The organism is Azospirillum aestuarii, from assembly GCF_016632405.1.
GTDB lineage: Bacteria > Pseudomonadota > Alphaproteobacteria > Azospirillales > Azospirillaceae > Azospirillum > Azospirillum aestuarii.
The window spans coordinates 95,548-114,260 of sequence record NZ_JAEPIV010000017.1 but is presented as its reverse complement, the minus strand read 5'-3'; the positions used below and the strand labels follow the sequence as shown (position 1 = coordinate 114,260).

Here is an 18,713-nt window from a genome sequence, read left to right as displayed (position 1 = left end):
CTCACGCCGCGCCGGGAGCCGAGAAGATGGCCTGACGCAGCCGGCGCCGCAGCCCGACCGGCATCAGCGAATGCATCAGGAAGGTGGTCAGCGCCATCGGGGTCGGCGCGCCGTCCCGCAGCGCCGATTTCAGGATGCGCTTGCGCACCGCCGGGGTGCGCGCCGCCTGCTCCCCGCCGGTGGCCTGGAGCAGCAGGCTGGCGTAGGCGCGGGGCGACAGCCTGGGCCGCACCGACTCCGCCCAGTTCAGGGCCATGTCGATGTTGTGGCAGGTCGACAGGGTGATGCGGTCCGATTCCGTGTAGTGGATCGCCAGTACCTCCGGCACGGTGACCAGGGCGCAGCCTTCGATCTGCCCGCAGGAGATCAGCCACTCCCAGTCGTCGAAGGCCGATTTCGGGATCGGCTGACGCTGGAGCAGCGCCTTTGGGGCCAGAAGGGTGGTGGTGGGGGCGAAGGTCTCGCCCTTGAACAGCCCATGGCGGACGAACAGGTAGTCGCCGATCCGGTCCCGCGGGGTGCATAGGCGCCGCGGCCATTCGAAGTCGCCGCGGGCCGTCACCACCTTGCAGCGGCAGCTCATGATCGGGTAGCGCACGCCGGGCGGGCGGGCGGCCATCTGCAGGGCGATCTTGCCCGGCATCCATTCGTCGTCATCGTCGAGGAAGGCGATCCAGGCGCCCTTCGCGCGTTCCACGCCCAGATTGCGGGCGCCGGCGGCGCCGCGGTTCTGTTCCAGCGCGATCACGGTCAGCCGCGGATCGCCGAACGCCCTCAGGCGCTCCTCGGTGGCGGGGTCGGGTCCGTCGATGATGACGACGACCTCGAGCGGGGCGTAGGTCTGGGCCAGGGCGCTTTCCACGGCACGCGCGACCATATCCGGCCGGTTGCGGGTGGGAATGACGACGGTGACCATCTCTTGCAGGCCCATTTCTTGCGGGCTCATCTCTTGCGGGGGCGTCATGACATTACCTTCTGTCGCGACGGAGATTTCGGAGAGCGGAACATGCGGGGGCTCCTTTCCGTCAGCCGGGCCGGACCGGACCGCTCCAGCCGGCGGCCGGCGGCCCGCCGTAGGAGGTTCCGTAGGGGGAGGAACTGGCGAAGGCGGCGTGGGACGCCTGATGCTGGTCCTGAATCCGGGTCTGCATCTTCGCCCAGCGGCGGCGCTGCACGAGGCGGGTCACCGCGATCACCAGCACGATCCAGTTCAGGGAATGGCGTTCCAGGAACACGCTCTCCGACACCGAGATCAGCAGCAGGGCGCAGCCGACCGTGAAGATCCAGGCGGGCTCGGAGCGGTTCTCGCTGTAGCGGATGGCGGCGAAGCCCTGGATCAGCAGGCGGCCCATCAGCATCGCCGTCAGGATCACGCCGGCCAGGCCGAGGTCGAGCCACGCCTCCATCCAACCGTTGTGGGCGGAGTTGATGCCCCAGCCCTGGGTGAAGGTGCTGCCCGGACCATACGCCCCGTACCAGTAGGCGCCGTAGCCCCAGCCGAGCAGGAAGCGGTCCTGGATCGACATCAGCGTGTGTTCCCACAGCACCGTGCGTCCGGTCAGCGTCGGGTCGCGGCCCAGCATGTAGAGGATGTCGTGCCAGAAGGTCGTGCCGCTGGTGATGCCGATCACCGCGACCAGCAGGATGAAGGCCATGGCCGGCGCGAAGCTGCGGATGCCGCCGCGCACGAAGCCGCTGGCCAGCAGCAGGCCGGCGACCAGGATCGAGGTCACCAGGCCGGTGCCCGACCGGCTCATCACGATCAGCAGCAGGGCCATCAGCAGCAGCGGGCGCACCACCCAGCGCTTGCCCTCGCGCGTCCAGTCGAGCCAGAGCAGGCAGAGCACCAGCCAGACCATCATGCGGCCCGTCACGTTCTTCTGCCAGAAGATGCCCTTCCAGGCGCCGACATGCTGCTCGTGGTCGAGCCCGACCGCCGGCATGGCGAAGACCGAGACGTAGGACAGCACCATCAGGATCGACAGGCCCGTCGCCAGCATCCGGACGATCTCCGGAAAGGTGTAGCGCAGGGCCAGATAGACGGCGAAGGCGGTGGTGAACAGGAAGGCCACCGCGCGGCGCAGCGTCACGTCCGGGTAGATCGACCACAGGGCCGACAGGAAGGCCAGCGCCACGATCAGCGACACCGCCGGGCTTCCCGTCGGGATGCGGAAGGCCAGGCTCGGCCGCAGCGCGATCAGGCCCAGGATCATGACGTAGACGGCCATGAAGTAGATCACAGCGCCCGGCGCGTCCGGATCGGTCGTGCCGCCGCCGGTCAGCAGCGCCGGGAGCACCGACCCGCCGAACGAGACGATGCAGAAGACGGTGATGCTCTTTTCCAGAACTTCGAGGACTTTCATGGGGCCGCTGTTCCGGTGAAAAGGGCTGCTATGGCAGTGAACGCCCATGACGGGCGCACCGCATCGTCTTCTGAAGATGCCTACCCGATGCCCGGACCTGTAGCCGGGCGGAGGCATTAGGCCGAAGGAGGCCGTCCCCGTCGGGGCTACCTCCGGGTGGGCCATCCACCCCGATCTTGCGGCTCCCGCAGGGCATAGGCCGTCCAGGTCCGGAAATGAGCCCAGAAAAGGGAAAGCCCCTCTCCCGCGTGGGAAGAGGGGCCTGGATGGGGCGCCGCAGGGTCATGACCCGTCGCCCTTGAGGACGATCACCGCGGTCTTGCACAGGATGTAGAAGTCGAACAGCAGGCCGCAGTTGCGGACGTAGAAGACGTCCATGGCGACGCGCTCCTGGAAGGTGGTGCGGTGGCGTCCCGACACCTGCCAGTAGCCGGTCAGGCCCGGACGGACGGAGCCGATGACCTCCGCCGACGCACCGACCTCCGGCAGTTCCTTCGGCATGTAGGCGCGCGGGCCGATCAGGCTCATGTCGCCCATCAGGATGTTCACCAACTGCGGCAGCTCGTCGAGCGAGGTCTTGCGCAGGAAACGGCCGACCGGGGTGATGCGCGGGTCGTAGGTCAGCTTGTGGTATGTCATGTACTCTTCGCGCATCTTCGGATCGTTCTCCAGCAGGCGCTGGAGATGCTCCTCCGCGTTGATGTGCATCGAGCGGAACTTCAGCACGTCGAAGGTCTTGTCGCCGCCGGCCCAGCGCTTCTGGCGGAACATGACCGGGCCGGGACTGTCCAGACGGATCGCCGCGGCGATGCCCAGCATCAGCGGCGCCACCGCCACCAGCAGGATGCCCGACAGCAGGATGTCCAGCGCGCGGCGGATGCGCAGGTAGCTGGTCGGCGGCCGGACCGAGACGCGCAGCGCCAGCGAGCCGTGCAGGTTGTGGTAGGTGGCGTCCACCGCGCTGACGTTGCCCTCGCCCAGCAGGCAATAGACCTGCTTGAAGGGCAGCCGCTCGACCAGGGCGGTCAACTCCTTCTTGTGGCGCCCGATGTCGGCGACGATGGCGGCCTGGGCCTGTTGGGCGTAGGCCGGGGACTTGGCGAGCAGGTCGGTCGAGCCGACCACCGGCAGGTTGGCGACGCGGGTCTGCCACAGCGTGTCGTCGTCGTCGAAGAAGCAGACCGGGCGCATCCCCAGCCAGGGCAGGCGCTGCAGCTTCTCGGCGATGGCGGCACCCTGCGGGCCGGCCCCGACGATCACCACCGGGGTGCGCCAGTTCAGCGCGCTGGCCATCAGCCCATGCACCAGCAGCAGATCGGCGGCGTAGGTGATCGCGAAGCCGATCAGGGCGACCGACAGCGCCTCCACGAAGAAGGAGCGGAAGCCGTCCATGACGATGAAGGGCACGGCCAGCACGGCGACCGACAGCAGGGCCGCCTGGAAGGTGCGGCGGGTCCGCTCCAGATAGTCGAAGCGACCCAGCGAATAAATTCCGAAAACCGATTTCACCAGCGGCACCAGCATCAGGCCGGTGACCAGGGCACGCTGCGACAGGTCCGCTTCCGCGGTCAGGGTGTCGCTTCCGAACAGTTGGATGAGTGTCCAGCCGAGCAGGGCGAGCATGAAGCCGTCGGACAGCGCCAACAGCAGCCCGGGTCCCACCGTCGGCATGGCCGTCTTCTTCACCGGGGCCAGGTTGATGACCGCTTCTGGGTCGAGTTTGCTCATCGCAGGTCCCATTTATGTGTGAAACGGAATGTCATCCGTCTCGCGCCTGACCTAACGCGGCGCAGCGAAAGACGGCGTCTCATCAGCTTTTTCTTTGAGTCCTTCTGTGTTCAGAAAGACACACAAATATCAGCGCTTGCCCTGCCTCTGTGCAGACAGATCAGAAGGTTGCGCTGTTCTCCACGAATTAGGATAAAGGCTGCCGTCAATCAACAAATCACAAGAGGCCTCCCCCGCCAGCGGCGATACCCCTTACATCCTGAGTGGATTCCCTTGGGTGAGTTTGAAGAGATTAAGGAAAGTGGGTGACTTCGTCCGGGTCATCCGGATCGGTGGCGACGCTGCCACCGCCGTTCCCCGGCTACTCCTTTCCTCCCCGCAAATTGGGGGTATTCGGGGGATGTTCCGCGTCCCCTATGGTGGGGTGCGACGCCGGGGGGCGGCGGGCTTCGCCGGGTTGGTCTGTCCGTCCCGCCGAGGCGACGGCGCGGACGTATCCCATAAGAAGCCGCCGGGCGATTCCGGATGAGGCGGCGTCTCCAACGCCCCGTTGATCGCGGTGGAGTGCCCTCGCAGGCTGGGTGGCTTGTCTGCCGGGTGGTTCGGCCGATTGCCCCCACCCCGGCCCTCCCCCGCTGGCGCAGGGGAGGGTGCCTTCTGCGAAGCGGCGGCAGTCCCCTCCCCTGCGCCAGCGGGGGAGGGTTAGGGTGGGGGCGGGGACGTCGCCGACGCGCCTTCATGGGGATAAGCCTGAAGAACAGTGCGACGGCACCAACGCGAAATTGAAACGTCCCGGTCCGGTTCCAATCATCGGAATTGCGTTCGCGGGTGCGGCAGCGCCGCCCCACCGGAGTTCTAGGCGGAGTTCCTGATGGCGTCCGAAGCAGCGACGATCTTGAAACACGGTTGGCTGTTCATGCTGGCCAACGTGGTGAACCGGGCTGCCGGGCTTCTGCTCCTGCCGCTCTACACCCGGCTTCTCAGCCCTTCCGAATTCGGCGTCTACGCGCTGGTGGTGGTGGTCGCCGACCTGCTGGCGGTCATGCTGATGATCGGCATGAACAACGCCTTCACCGCCGTCTATTTCGAACATGCCGAGGAGGGCGACCGACGGCGCGTCGCCAGCACCTGCCTGCTGGCGGTGGTCGGCACCTCGGTGGCGATGGTCGGGCTGGCCTGGCCGCTGGGCATGGCGGGAAGCTGGGCGATGTTCGGCGACACCGGCCACGCGGCGGTGATGGCGATCGCGCTGGCCGGCGTCGCCCTGACCACCCTGTTCGAGCTGGCGCTGGCCTATTACCGGGCGCGCAAGCGGTCGGGCCTGTGCCTGCTGGTGTCGCTGGCCAAGGTGGTGGCCCTGCTCGCCTTCAACCTGCTGTTCCTGTGGGCGCTCGGCCTCGGCGTGGAGGGCATCTTCCTGGCGAACGGCGCGTCCTTCCTGGCGCTCGGCCTTCTGCTGGTGGTGGCGATCCTGAAGGACACGGGCTTCTCCTTCTCCTTCCCGATCCTGAAGCGGGTGGCGGCGCTGGGGCTGCCCTACGCGCCGCAGTCGCTGCTGGACATCGCCAACAACTTCGTCTCGCGCTGGCTGCTGAACATCCTGCTGTCCACGGCGGCGGTGGGTCTGTTCGCCTTCGGAATGCGGCTGTCGCAGATCCTCTTCATGTTCCTGACCGCCTCCTTCCTGCAGATCTGGTCGGTCAGCCGGTTGGAGGCGCAGCATGGCGCGGCGGACAACGCCCAGGCGGATTTCGTCTTCCACCTCTTCGTCGTGCTGCTGACCGGGGCCGGGCTGGGGCTGGCGCTGACCGCGCCGGAGATCCTCTGGCTGATCGCGTCGGCCGACTACACGCCGGTGCTGACCAGCATGCCCTTCCTGGTGCTGGCCTATGTGCTGCACGGGGTGCGCATGAACCCGGAGGTGGCGATCCTGAAGGCCAAGCGCGTTGGCGTGCTGCCCTGGATCTCCGCGGCCAGCCTCGCCGTGGGGTCGGCGCTGGCCCTGGCGCTGGTCTGGCAGTGGGGCCTGCTCGGCGCCGCGCTGGCCAACCTCGGGCGCGAGGTCTTCCAGATCGTCCTGACCGAGACGGTCCGCCGCCGCATCTGCCGCGACGAGGCGCCTCTGAACGCCGTGCGGATCGGCTGGATCCTGGTGCCGGCCGCCTTCGCCTACGCGGCGGGCTGGTACCTGTTCGGCACCGAGATCGACCCGGCCTTCACCGCGGAGAAGGTGCTGCTGGTGCTGGTGTTCCTGACGGCGGCGGTGTTCGGTCCTGGCATGGGGACGGCGGGCCGGGCCATGCTGGGCAAGCTGCTGCTGGGCCGCGTCCGCCGCCTGCAATCGGCGTCCTGAAGGCGCATGCCCTGAAAACGGAAAGGGCCGGCGGATCGCTCCGCCGGCCCTTCCTCATGGTCCGCCTCGGCGGTCGTTACGCGGCCTGATGTTCGAGCATCAGGTTCGCGGCGTCCACCGTCATCATGTGCGAGAAGTCGACCGACGACAGGTCGAGCGCGGACTGCACGCCCACCGACTGCACCGTCGCCGTGTCCTGGGCCAGGCTGTGGGCCAGCAGGTCCGCCGACAGGGCCTGGGCGCTGCCCGGCGCGTTGATGGTGCCGATGCCGGTCCCGTCGGCGATGGTCGCCTGCGTCGGGTTGGAGAGCTTCAGGTTGAAGGTCTCGACGCCCTCGACGACATCGTCGCTCAGCACCTTGACGGCGACCGTCTTGGTGGTCTCGCCGGCGGCGAAGGTCAGCTTGCCGTTGGTCGCCAGGTAGTCCGAACCGGCCTTGGCGGTGCCGTCCGCCGTGGCGTAGTCCACCGTCACCGTCTGGCTGTAGGCCTGGGACAGCTTCACCGTGAACACCGCGTCGGTGGTGACCGGGCTGGCGGCGGTGCTGCTGTACAGGCCGGACTTGATGGCGTTGTACTTGTTGTAGTCCACCTTCCAGCTATCGTTCATGATGCCGCCGGTGTCGCCCGAACCGGGGCTCCAGGCCCAATAGGTCCAGCTCGCCCCCTGGTCGCCCGCGGCGAGGTCGATCTTGCCGTCGCCGTTCCAGTCGCCGTTCATGTACTGGATCAGCTTGGGCATCCACGCCTTGTCGATGGCGGTTTCCATGCGGCTGCCGAACTCGCCGACCAGGATCGGGGTCTCGTCGTTCTGGATGAAGTGGCCCCACATCTGGTCCCACTTCGCCGGCATGTTGTTCGGGAAGTTGCCGGCCTTGAACCAGTCCATCATATACAGCGACGGGCCGTAATCGTGGACCGAGTAGACCAGCTTGCCCGGCTCGTTGAACTTGACCTCGTAGTTCTTCTCGCCCAGCAGGTTGCCGCCCCACCAGTACCACTGGTTCTGGTAGGTCTCGATGCCCTCGACGATCAGCAGCCAGTCCTTGTTGACCGACTGGATGGCGTTGCCGATGCGCTCCGCGGCGCGGGCCCAGTCGTTCGGGCCGCCGTCGCCCCAGGTCGCCGGGTTGTGCGGCTCGTTGTGCAGGTCGGCGCCGATGACGGCGTCGTTGCCCTTGTAACGGGTCGCCAGCATCTTCCAGTTCTCGATCATCTTCGATTCCGGATACTGGCTGGTGTACCAGAGCCCGTTCTCGTTGGCCGACGCGCCGTCGCCGGAGCGATGGTGGTCGAGGATGATCTTCATGCCGATCTTATCGGCGTGCTCGATGATCTTGTCGAACACCTCCAGCGAGGTCTTGCCGCGCAGGTCGGGGTTCTTCGAATAGTCGATGCCGGTCGGCATGCGGCCGTTGTCGAGCATCGCGTCGGAGTAGGGCAGGCGGATGGTGTTGAAGCCCAGATCCTGCATCTGCTTCATGTGGCTCTGGTAGCTGTCCATCCACAGCCCCTGCGGCGCGAAGGCGTAGCCTTCGGACCCGAACCAGTTCACGCCGGTCAGCTTCACGGCCTTGCCGCTGCTGTCCATGATCTGGCCGCCCTCGGTGTGCAGGAAGCCCGGCGCGATGCCGGCGGTCTTGCCGGTCGGCTCGGTCACCGACACGTCGCTGACCGACAGGGTCGGCTTCGTCGGGGTGGGGGCCGGCGGCGTGGTGGGGTTGGTCGGGTTGGAGGAGCCGGGGAAGAAGCTCTTGTCGGCGTCCACCACCAGCGTGCCGTTCCACCACATGCCGGACTGGCCCTTGACCACGTCCTTGCCGTCCAAGGCACCCTTGTCATAGGTGACGTTGCTGTCGGTGGGCATGACCGACTTGCCGTTGATGGTGATCTTGTTGACCAGCAGGTTGCGGTCCTGGCCGTTCACCGTGGCGTCGTTGTCGTACTGGATCTGGACCTTGTGCGCCTGATCCGCCGTGGCGTTGATCGAGAAGGCGTAGTCCTTGGCCGACGCGCCGGCCATGCCCTCGCCGACCTTCTTGCCGTCGATCAGCAGGTTGAAATGCGCGTTGACACCGCCCGCGGCGTTGCCCTGCAGGTTCAGGATGACCTGGGTGTTGCCGGCCGGGGCCGGCGGCGTCGGGACCGGGAAATAGTCCTTGGTCAGCGCGAAATCGAGCGAACCGTCCCACCACATGCCTTCCTGGCCGGGAATCACGTCCTTGCCGTCGGAGGCGCCGCGGTCGTAGCTGACCAGCGAGCTGGTGGAGGCGACGGGCTTGCCGTTCACTTCCAGCGACTTGACGAGCAGGTTGCGGTCCTGCCCGTTCACATAGCCGTCGTTGAAGTAGACGATCTGAAGCTTGTGCGCCTGATCCGGTGCGACCTGGGCCTTGAAGGTGTAGCGGCCGTCGCTGGTCGAGCCGACCGTCGCCTGACCGAGATTGACACCATCCAGGAGCAGCCGGAACTGCGGCCAGATCCCGCCGGCAGCCTGCCCCGAGGCGTTGACGACGAAGGTCGTGTCGACGAGACCCGTGGTGGTCGTTGCCATTGGAAGTAACCTCTCTCCATTTTCGGTGGAGCAAAGGTGGCGCCCAATTGGTTAACGAGGTATTTCGGATTTTAGGGAAATGCGACTCAAAAGCCACGACAGGCTGTGAAAAGAATGAGGCGCGAAAAACCGCCTTCACTGCGGTTTCCGCGCCACAGTGGGGCCTTGCGGCCACGGGGAGGGGAAAGTGTAAAGTCTTGTTACAGAAAGGTTTCCGGAATCGGGCGCCTCAGCCCTCGTGACTTTTGTGAGCCACCATGAAGACCTCCGGCCGGAACAGGTAGAGCTGGCCGAGCTTGCCGAGCTTGCGCCGCAGGGTTAACGGCATCGCCCCCATGACGGATTCCACGGCCTTTACATAGGCGAGGTAACCGCGCCCGGAACCATGGATGTGCATCCGCCGGCGGACCGCCATCGGAGCGATGTAGACGGCCTCCATCCGGGTGAAGCCGGCCTCGCGCAGCGCGCGCTCGGTCTCGCTCCAGGTGTATTCGCGCAGATGCATGCAGATCGGCTCGTCCAGCCCGAAGACCTCCGACAGGTCCATCGGCCCGGCGTGCTTGTGCGGCATGCTGAGCACGTAGCGGCCGCCCGGCTTGAGGATGGCGTGCACGTTGGACAGATGCACGGACACGTCCTCGGGGTGGAGATGCTCGATGACGTGGGTGGAGACGACGGCGTCGTAATGGCCGCGCGGCTCGAACTCGGCAAGGTTGACGCCGTCGCAGCAGCGCCACGTCACGTTTGAGCGCTCGTCGGTCCAGCGCTCTCCACGCTCGCGGGTGATCTCGGTGGCGACGCAGCGGTGGCCGTGGCGGGCCAGATAGCTGAGCAGCCGGCCCTTGCCCGACCCGACCTCGTAGACGTCCCGCGCGCCCTTGAGCAGCGTCAGGAAGTGGCGGAAGTCAAGCTCGTCGTTCTGCGCCGCCGTGTCCACCGCGTCGTTCAGCCAGGGGCATTCGCTGTAGAGGGTGGTGTAGTTCCGCTCGAACACCGTCCAGCGCTCTTCGCGGCGGGAGTCCAGCAGCTCGCGGGCGAGCTGGCGTTCCAAGTCCCAGTGCTGGCGGACCATGGTTTCGCTGAGGGGGTAGTTCGGGGCCAGACCGAACTTCCGCTTGTAGCGGGCGACCAGCTCATCCGACGTCAACGTGTCCACAGATCACCTCGTTGGGAGAAACGCCGCTGTTCCGATAATCTAAGAGCGCTGTCGGAAATCCTTACAGGCGCGGACGGCGGATCGGGCCGCGCGATCGGGCGGGGTAGCGGGACCGGAAGGGGTACCGCACAGCTTCCCGACCGGAGTCACCCTGACCGGTTGCGCCCGCGCAGCGCCTGCACCGACGCCTCGTACAGCGGCAGCGGGCGGGAGGCCGCGTCGTAGGGCGAGGGGTGGGGCCTCAGCTCCGGCGTCTCCCGCGCGATGTAGTTCAGGTCGGAGCGCAGGTGCCACCAGCACAGCTCGGCCAGCCGCGCGTTGCCGGCGATGTCGCCCAGATACTGCCCGGCCAGGAAGGCCATGGCGCGGTCCTTCTCCGCCCGCGACCAGGAGCGCGGCAGGTGCTTCTCGTTCACGTCGAATTCGGTGACGTGGATGGGCAGGCCCAGCCGGTCCATGGCCCGCAGGAAGCCCTTCATGCCCTCGCGGTCGTAGGGCTTGCCGGCCATCAGGTGGCTTTGCAGCCCCACCCCGTCGATCGGCACGCCGCGTTTGACCGCGTCGGTCAGCCAGGTCTGGAAATAGGAGCGCTTGCGCTGCTGCCAACCCTCGTCGATCTCGATGCCGAACTCGTTGATGACCAGCTTGGCGGAGGGGAACTCCTTGCGGATGTGGTGGAAGAAGGGGTCCAGCCACTCCGGCCCCTTGGCGCCGCCGGCCACCACCCACCACATGCCCTTGCGGAAGCCGTAGCGGTCCTGCTCCTGGGGGTGGCTGCGCTCGGTCTCCCAGAAGAAGGCCTCGTTCATCACGTCGATGCGGTAGAAATTGTCGCCGTAGCGCTTCTTGACCGCCGCGACCATGGCGGTGAAGCGCGGCCAGTAATTGTCTTCGGACAGCGTGCCGTCCGCCGAGAAATAGGCGCTCTCCCCGATGCCCAGCGCGCGCTGGCGGCTGGCTGGCAGCGTCATGTAGTCGGGCATGCCCATGTGCTGCCACAGGGCGCAGTGCCAGTTGGGCTTGGCGCCGATGCGGCGGGCCAGCTCCACCCCGGCGTCGAAGCGGCCCCAGTCGAAATTGCCCTCCTGCGGCTGGAAAACGGCCCATTTGCCGCCGTTCTCGGGCGTTACCACGTCGCATTCCCGCGCCATCAGCGTGTCGAGCATCGGGTCTTCCGGCTCGATCAGATGGTCGCGGGCGGCGCCGTGGAGGATGCCAGCGGCCCGGCAGGCGTCGCGCAGGGTGGGGTTCGGCACCGCGGCGGAAGCCGCCTCGGCGACGGCGGGGCCGGCGGCGGCCTTGCAGCTTGCCAGCACCGCGGCCGCGGCGGCGGCGCGCAGCGCGTCCCGGCGGGAGAGTGAGGTTGTCTTTGGCGAGGTCTGGGCCATGGGCGTCGGGCCTCGTATGGCTTGAAATGAAATGAGAATTCCCTCTCCCCTCTAGGGAGAGGGTTAGGGTGAGGGGGGTGCGCTTTTGCCGAACGTTCCGCAAAGCACAACCCCCTCACCGGCCCTCCGGGCCACCCTCTCCCCGGAGGGGAGAGGGCTATGCGGACAGAGGTGAAGGACGCCTCGCTTACGGCGCGGCGCGCAGGGTCTGGTCGCCGTAGTATTTCCGCGTGGCGACGTAGCTGTTGTACGGGCCCTGGTAGCCCTTGCTGGCGGCCTTCTTCAGGTTCACGTCGGTCATCACGCAGACGAACTTGCTGTGGTCGATCGGACCGAGGTCGGCCACCGCGTTCAGGTCGCTCGCCGTGGTGTGGCCCCAGCGGGTGACGAAGAGCACCTTGGAGGCGGCGCCGCAGACGATGCGGGCATCCGACACGGCCAGCGCCGGGGCGGTGTCGAACACCACCAGATCGAAGCTGGGCGACAGGCCGGCCATCAGCTGCACCAGGCTATCGACGTTGAAGCGGTCCAGCGTCATCGGGTTCAGCTTGCCCGCCGGAACCATGGCGAAGGGCACGTCGTCGGAGGTGTGGACGATCTCGTCCAGCGTGGCGTCACCGGAGATCCAGTCCGACAGGCCCTTCTTGGTGGACAGGTCGAACAGACCCTCCATGCGGGAGCGGCGGAAGTCGGTGTCCACCACCACCACCCGGCGGCCGGCCTGGCTGGCGACCTGGGCGACGGCGAGCGTCAGCGAGGTCTTGCCGTCCTGCGGGCGGGCCGAGGTCACCGCCAGCGCGCCGACCGGACCGAGATCCGACAGATGGTTGCGGAACAGGGCGCGCAGGGATTCGCTGAACAGCGAGAAGGGATGGCGCTGGAAGATCTTGTAGAGCCGGCCCTTGGCCCCGCGGTCGCTGTGGTGCGGCACGATGTGGACGGTGCCGACGCCCAGGATGCGGCGCACGGCGTCCGGGGTGTGGATGCGGCGCTGGAGAAGCTCCAGACCGAAGACGCTGAAGATGGCGAGCGCGAGAGAGGCGACGAAGCCGGCCAGCAGCAGGAGGACGCGGAGGGGGCCCGACGGCTCGTGCGGCACCTGCGGCGCGGAGACCAGCTTGACGGCGGCCGGGAAGGCGCGGCTGTCCTTCTGGGCCTCGACCTCTTCCAGACGGCCCAGCAGGCTGTCGAGAAGCTGGCGCTTGGCGGTCGCCTCGGATTCCAGGGTGCGCAGCGGGATGGCCTGCTCCTGCATGGTGGCGTAGCTGCCCTCCATGCGGGTGATCATCGAGCGGAGCGCGGTCTCCTGCTCCACCGCGACCTGGGCGGCTTCGCGGACACCGTTGATCTCGCGGCGGATTTCCTGCTGGAGCGAGGAGTTGGCCTCGTTCAGGCGGCCCTGAAGTTCGAGGATGCGCGGGTGCTTCGGCCCGTACTGGCGGGACAGCTGGGCCATTTCCGTGGAGATGGCGGCGACCGTGGCGCGGAGCTGGGCGACGACCGGCGAGGCGATGCTGCCGCCGATGGCGTTCCAGTTGCCGGCCTTCAGGTTGCGCTCCAGCGTGTCGGCCTGGGCGACCGAGCGGGCGCGGATGGCCGACGCCTCGCTCAGGCGCAGGCGGGTCTGCTCAAGCTCGTTCTGGGCCATCAGGCCGGTGCCGCCCTTCAGCAGGCCGCCCTTGACGCGGGCCTCCTCGACCTTGGAGTCGGCCTCGGCAACCTCGCGGCGCAGCAGGACGATGCGGTCCTGCAGCCAGGAGATCGCGCTGGTCGACAGGTCGCGGTCCATCTGCTGGCGGGTTTCCATGTAGCGGCGGACGATGCCGTCCACCACGTCGCGGCTCAGCTGGGGCTCCTTGGAGGTGAAGCGCACCTGGATCACGCGCGACCGGCCGACGATGGCGACGTCCAGCTTGCGGTGGATGCGCGCGATGATCTGGTCGTTGCCCAGAGCCGCGTGCGCCTCGCGCGCCCGGATGTCCTGCGCCACCTCGTCGCCGTGGCTCAGCAGCCAGGCGACCGGGGCCGGCGGGGCGCCGTCCCAGAAGCGGTTGGCGAGGCCGCGGCCATAGGCCACCGCGCGCTCGACCAGCGGGAGCGTCTCGTCCTCCTGCGCCGGCGGGTTGAATTCCGGATGCTGGGCGAGCTGGAGATCGTTCACCACCTGGTTCAGCACCTGCGGCGACTTCAGGATCTCGATCTCGCTCAGGATCGCCGCGTCCTCGGTGGGGATGGCGCCCACCACTTGCTCGACCTCGCGGACGACGCGGACCTGCCGGTTGTCGACCAGAAGAAGCGCTTCGGAGGTGTACTGGTCCTTGAGCGTGGAGACGCCCAGGGCCGACAACCCGGTCAGCACCACCACGATGGCCGCGATCAGCCACTTGTGGCTGCCCAGCACGCGCAGGATGAAGCGGAAGTCGGGACCCATGGACGGGGTCTGGGATTCGAACTCGCTGCGCCGGGACGGGCCGGGGGAGGCGGGCCATGCCGGAACCGGAGCCGGCGGACCGCCGTGGTGGCCGCCGTGATTGACTTGGGGCAGATTTTCCACGTCTCAAAGCTCCTTATGCATGGGCGCGGGTGCAGGGGCGCTGGACGAACGCATGGCGGCACGGCGCATAAGCATGACGGTGTGGGCGAAGCCGAAAGCGCCGACGCAATAGCGGCGAAACAGACGGCGGGGCTCCTGGACCAGCCGGAACGCCCATTCCAGCCCGATGCGCTGGACGGCGGCGGGGGCCCGGGTGAAGCGCCCGGCGAGGAAATCGATGATGGCGCCGCCGTTGACGATCAGCACCTTATGGTCCAGCGCGCGCTTGAGCTGCACCGCGACCTCCTCCTGGCGGGGCATGCCCATGGCCAGGATGATGATGTCGGGCCGAAGCTCCCGCGCACGGGCGATGTAATGCTCCACGGAATGGAACCCGTGCTGGGCATCGACATAGTCGTGCGGGGTCCGCTCCTTCAGCCGCTCGATCCCCTCATCCAGCCAGGGCGCCGCGGTGCCGTAGACGGCGACCCGACGGGGCGACAGGTGGCGGAGGAGAAGCGGGATGAAGTCGGTGCCGTTCATGTTCAGCCCGACCGGCTGGTCGAGCCACGGCAGAGCCGTCTCCAGCGCCACCCCGTCCCGCAAAAGGACGTCGGAGGCGCGGAAGGCCGACCACGCGGCGGAGGACCCCGCGCAGAGGTTGACGCCGTGAGCGTTGAGGAACGACAGGATGGTCGGTCGCTCGACGGCTGACAATGTCTTTATCAATGCATGGCGCTCGTCCTCGCAAGAAATACACCGTATTCTCTCGATCAGTGCCAGGACGTCACGAGGGGTCGGCATGCACATCTCCTAACCAAATCAGCGAAGCGACGACGGTTACGTTGTCAGTGCAACGATGATGCCCGACGGTTTGCGGTGCAGTAAGACGATATTGCTTGCTAACACTTTCGATTGGTGGCAGCCGGTGAAACCGTTACCGGGTACCCCTTTCGACACGACCGCCGGACAACAGGGAATGATGTGGCTGGCACCGCCCCTTTTTCGCAGCGGTGGGATGGGAGAGGGGAAAGTTCAGGCGAATTAGCCCGGCCACGCCGGTGGAACCCCTGAATCGGCTTGCCCTATCCTATGGCTCCGACCATATAGGTACGCCCGTGGGGTGCCGGTGTGCAGAATAGGGGGTGGGCGTCCGCCCCGCGGCACGGCACTGTTCCAGATCCGGCGAAGCCCCCCAATACCGCCAGCCTCCAACCAGCCCTTTGAATCCACAGGCCGATCTCTCCGGGGCCGGCGACGGAAGAAGACCAGTTCATGAGCAACGACGAAACCACCCCCCGCCAACCCGGTACGGCCCCAGGCACGGCTGACGAATTCGACCGCCGCGACGCGCTGCGCGCGATCGCCGCGGTGGTGCGCGGCGACGGGATCGAGGTGGACGCCGACAGCACCCCGGCCCGCTGGTCGGTCGCCGTCGTCCACGAGGTGGTCGTTCCCGGCACCGACCGGAAGCTGAAGCTGCGGTTCCGCGTGGCGCTCGGCCCGCTGCCCGACATCGAGGCGGACCTCTGGGGCCTGATGACCTCGGAGGAGGGCTTCGGCCGTCCTCAGGCGAAGGCGCTGGGCAAGCGGGTCAAGGCGGCCTGCCTGTCCTCCGCCGCTATCGAGAAGGCGCGCGGGCGGGTGGATGGCTGGTTCGCCTCCATGGCGCAGCGCGCCAACGGCTTCGGCGAGGCGTGGCGGCCCAAGGGCTTCGCCGACGAGCTGGGCCGGGTGATCGGCTTCGGCGGGCGCATCCCGCGTCTGCAGACCCTGCTGGACGCGCTGGAGGAGGCCTTCTCCACCGCCGCCGCGCGGGCCGGCCTGAAGGTCCGGCGGGAGCGCCTGGAGAACGCCTCCGGCCTCGGCGTCTATCTCGACAGCTTCGCCACGGCCCGTGCCATGGTGCGCAAGCTGCGGCTGTTCGTCGGCCCGACCAACTCCGGCAAGACCCACGCCGCCATGGATCGGCTGGCCGAGGCGCAGAGCGGTTGCTACCTCGCCCCGCTGCGCCTGTTGGCGCTGGAGGGGCAGGAGGCGCTGGAGACGCGCGGGCGCCCGTGCAGCCTCGTCACCGGCGAGGAGCGCGACGTGCGGCCCGGCGCCTCCTTCACCTCATCGACCATCGAGATGGTCAACACGTCCAAGGTCTGGGGCGCTTGCGTCATCGACGAGATCCAGATGATCGGCGACCCCGACCGCGGCTGGGCCTGGACCCAGGCGGTGGCCGGCGTGGCCGCCCCGGAAATCCTGATGACCGGCTCCGCCGACGCCATCCCCTACGTGCAGCGCCTCGCCACCGCGCTGGGGGAGGAGCTGGAGGTCGTGGAGTTCACCCGCAAGTCGCCGCTGCGCGTGCAGGAGGAGCGGGTGCCGCTGGAGAATGTTCGCCGCGGCGACGCGGTGATCGCCTTCTCGCGCAAGGACGTGATGGGGCTGCGGCGCGAGCTGCTGGCCCGCGACCACACGGTGGCGGTGATCTACGGTGCCCTGTCGCCGGAGGTGCGGCGGGCCGAGGCGCGTCGTTTCCGCGACGGCTCGGCGGACGTACTGGTGGCGACCGACGCCATCGGCATGGGGCTGAACCTGCCGGTCGCCCGCGTCGTCCTGTCCACCACCCGCAAGTACGACGGGCGGGAGGAGCGTGACCTGAATTCCTCCGAAATCCGCCAGATCGGCGGGCGGGCGGGGCGCTTCGGCATGCACGAGGAAGGTCGCGTCGCGGTGCTGGAGGGGGAGAACATCAACCCGGTGCGCCGGGCGCTGACCACTCCGCCGGTCCCGCCCGAGGACCCGCGGGCCTGGATCAGCCCCAACCTGACCCATGTCGAGGCCATCGCGCGGGAGCTGGACACCGACAGCCTCGCCAAGGTGCTGCGCACGGCGGGGCAGGAACTGCTGCGCGCCAACCAGACCTTCCGCATGACCGACCTGGAGCAGCGCATCCAGGCCGCCACGGCGGTGGACCGGGCGAAGCTGCCGCTGGCGGAGCGCGACATGCTGGCGCGCTGCCCCATCGACGTGCGCGACCAGAACAACCTGCGCTTGCTGGCGCTGTGGGCGACGAACCAAGGCAAGGGCGTTCCCAATTCCGCCCCCGACGCCGCCGAACGCTTCCACCACCGCGTTGGCACCGACGTGGAGCTGGAGAAGGCCGAACGCGCGGTGAAGGAGCTGACCGCCTACGCCTGGCTGGCCTACCGCTTTCCCGACGCCTATCCCGACATGGACCTGTGCCAGGAGCGCCGGGCCATGCTGAACGCCTTCATCGAGCGGACCCTGGCCGAACGCTCGCTGGCCCGCGCCTGCCCGGTCTGCGGCACGCGGCTGAAGGCGAACCACCGCTTCCGTGTCTGCGACAGCTGCTACGCCGGGCGGGTGGAGGAGCGGCAGGGCGAGCGGCGCGGGCGCCGTCCGGACGGAGCGCGCGGCCCGCAGCCGCCGGCGAAGAGCGGAGCGGAGGGCGGTCACCCGCAGTTCCACCACCCGCTGCCGGGCCGCAAGGGCGGCAAGGGCGGGGCGGGGCATCGCGGGCGCCGCCCGGCCGGGGGGTGAGGTTAGTCCCTCGCCCCACTGGGGAGAGGGTGGCCCGAAGGGTCGGGTGAGGGGGATGCGCGTGGCGGCAGGTTCGGCACAAGCGCAACCCCCTCACCCTGACCCTCTCCCCAAAGGGGAGAGGGAATTGTCGTCGTCACGCTGCCACGACGCCGCTCGGACCGGAGTCATCCCGGCGGGTCCAGGTGATCTCCTCGGTCCCGCCGCCTTCGGTCAGGAAATAGCGGCGCAGCGGCACCAGATCGGCGCCCAGCTCATAGACCAGCGGGCGGCTGGTCGGGATCTCGAACAGCGGGATGTCCCGGTCGGGCACCTTATCCAGATGCTTGACGAGGCCGCGCAGGCTGTTGCCGTGGGCCGACACCAGCACCCGCGCGCCCAGCCGCAGGGCGGGGCAGATGCCCTCCTCCCAGAAGGGGATCACCCGGTCCGTGGTGTCCTTCAGGCTTTCGCCGCGGGGCAGGTTCGCGCGGCCGATGCCGGCGTAGCGCCGGTCCGACACCGCGGAGCACGGGTCCTCGGGCTCGACGGGCGGGGGCGGGACGTCCCAGCTGCGCCGCCAGAGGAAGACCTGATCGGCGCCGTGGCGGGCCGCCGTCTCCGTCTTGTTCAATCCCTGGAGCGCGCCGTAATGGCGCTCGTTCAGGCGCCAGTGCTTGTGCACCGGCAGCCACATCCGGTCCATCTCCTCCAGCACGATGTCGAGCGTCTTGATCGCCCGCTTCAGGACGGAGGTGAAGGCCACGTCGAAATCGAATCCGGCCTGCCTCAGCAGACCGGCGGCGTGGCGGGTTTCGGCCACCCCCTGTTCGGTCAGATCGACGTCGGTCCAGCCGGTGAACAGATCCGAGCGGTTCCAGACGCTCTGTCCGTGCCGCAGCAGCACGAGCCGATGCATGGTCCCTCCTCCTGACGTGACGGTGTCTCCCTCGGGGAACGGGAGGGCGGGGGGAAGGGTTCCGGGCACGGCGTCACAAATGGCGCGGCCTTATGTCAATTTGGAAACACACGAGACACATTCGGACAACAAAAGCGGGGTAACTTGCGGGGCAGGCGAAATTATCCGCCCGGCGCGTGCGCAGC

The 18,713-nt window shown here is 67.9% G+C and carries 11 protein-coding genes; 2 read left to right on the top strand and 9 right to left on the bottom strand.

The window, feature by feature from the left end:
* Position 1: 1 nt before the first annotated feature.
* The 3 genes from JJL56_RS23385 to JJL56_RS23375 form a co-directional block, all read right to left on the bottom strand.
* Positions 2-964: a glycosyltransferase family 2 protein gene (locus tag JJL56_RS23385; protein WP_247891206.1), complete on the bottom strand. Its 963-nt coding sequence runs from the start codon at positions 962-964 to the stop codon at positions 2-4.
* A gap of 61 nt (positions 965-1,025) precedes the next feature.
* Entirely contained in the window at positions 1,026-2,363 is a 1,338-nt protein-coding gene (locus JJL56_RS23380) for an O-antigen ligase family protein (protein ID WP_145628307.1), read from the bottom strand.
* Positions 2,364-2,645: 282 nt separating this feature from the next.
* Entirely contained in the window at positions 2,646-4,091 is a 1,446-nt protein-coding gene (locus tag JJL56_RS23375) for an exopolysaccharide biosynthesis polyprenyl glycosylphosphotransferase (RefSeq protein ID WP_145628309.1), read from the bottom strand.
* 871 nt (positions 4,092-4,962) lie between these two features.
* Here JJL56_RS23375 and JJL56_RS23370 point away from each other — a divergent pair.
* On the top strand, positions 4,963-6,444 hold the full coding sequence (locus tag JJL56_RS23370; protein ID WP_145628311.1) for a lipopolysaccharide biosynthesis protein: 1,482 nt from the start codon (positions 4,963-4,965) through the stop codon (positions 6,442-6,444).
* A gap of 76 nt (positions 6,445-6,520) precedes the next feature.
* Here JJL56_RS23370 and JJL56_RS23365 read toward each other — a convergent pair whose 3' ends face one another.
* The 5 genes from JJL56_RS23365 to JJL56_RS23345 all read right to left on the bottom strand — a co-directional run bounded on the left by JJL56_RS23365 (position 6,521) and on the right by JJL56_RS23345 (position 14,792).
* A complete protein-coding gene (locus JJL56_RS23365) occupies positions 6,521-8,998 on the bottom strand; it encodes a cellulase family glycosylhydrolase (protein WP_200486489.1) in 2,478 nt (825 codons plus the stop codon).
* A gap of 229 nt (positions 8,999-9,227) precedes the next feature.
* A complete protein-coding gene (locus tag JJL56_RS23360) occupies positions 9,228-10,154 on the bottom strand; it encodes a class I SAM-dependent methyltransferase (RefSeq protein ID WP_145628315.1) in 927 nt (308 codons plus the stop codon).
* A 146-nt stretch (positions 10,155-10,300) separates the two neighbouring features.
* Positions 10,301-11,542, bottom strand: coding sequence for an endo-1,4-beta-xylanase (locus JJL56_RS23355; RefSeq protein ID WP_200486488.1), 1,242 nt, complete (start codon positions 11,540-11,542; stop codon positions 10,301-10,303).
* A gap of 187 nt (positions 11,543-11,729) precedes the next feature.
* Positions 11,730-14,096, bottom strand: coding sequence for a GumC family protein (locus JJL56_RS23350; protein WP_247889616.1), 2,367 nt, complete (start codon positions 14,094-14,096; stop codon positions 11,730-11,732).
* 3 nt (positions 14,097-14,099) lie between these two features.
* Positions 14,100-14,792: a WecB/TagA/CpsF family glycosyltransferase gene (locus tag JJL56_RS23345; protein WP_145628319.1), complete on the bottom strand. Its 693-nt coding sequence runs from the start codon at positions 14,790-14,792 to the stop codon at positions 14,100-14,102.
* Positions 14,793-15,350: 558 nt separating this feature from the next.
* On the opposite strand from JJL56_RS23345, the gene JJL56_RS23340 reads away from it, so the two are divergent.
* Positions 15,351-17,630: a helicase-related protein gene (locus JJL56_RS23340; protein ID WP_145628321.1), complete on the top strand. Its 2,280-nt coding sequence runs from the start codon at positions 15,351-15,353 to the stop codon at positions 17,628-17,630.
* 136 nt (positions 17,631-17,766) lie between these two features.
* Here the strand turns inward: JJL56_RS23340 and gpmA are convergent, their stop codons facing one another.
* Positions 17,767-18,528, bottom strand: a complete 762-nt coding sequence (gpmA, locus tag JJL56_RS23335; protein WP_200486487.1) for a 2,3-diphosphoglycerate-dependent phosphoglycerate mutase — start codon at positions 18,526-18,528, stop codon at positions 17,767-17,769.
* Positions 18,529-18,713: the final 185 nt, after the last annotated feature.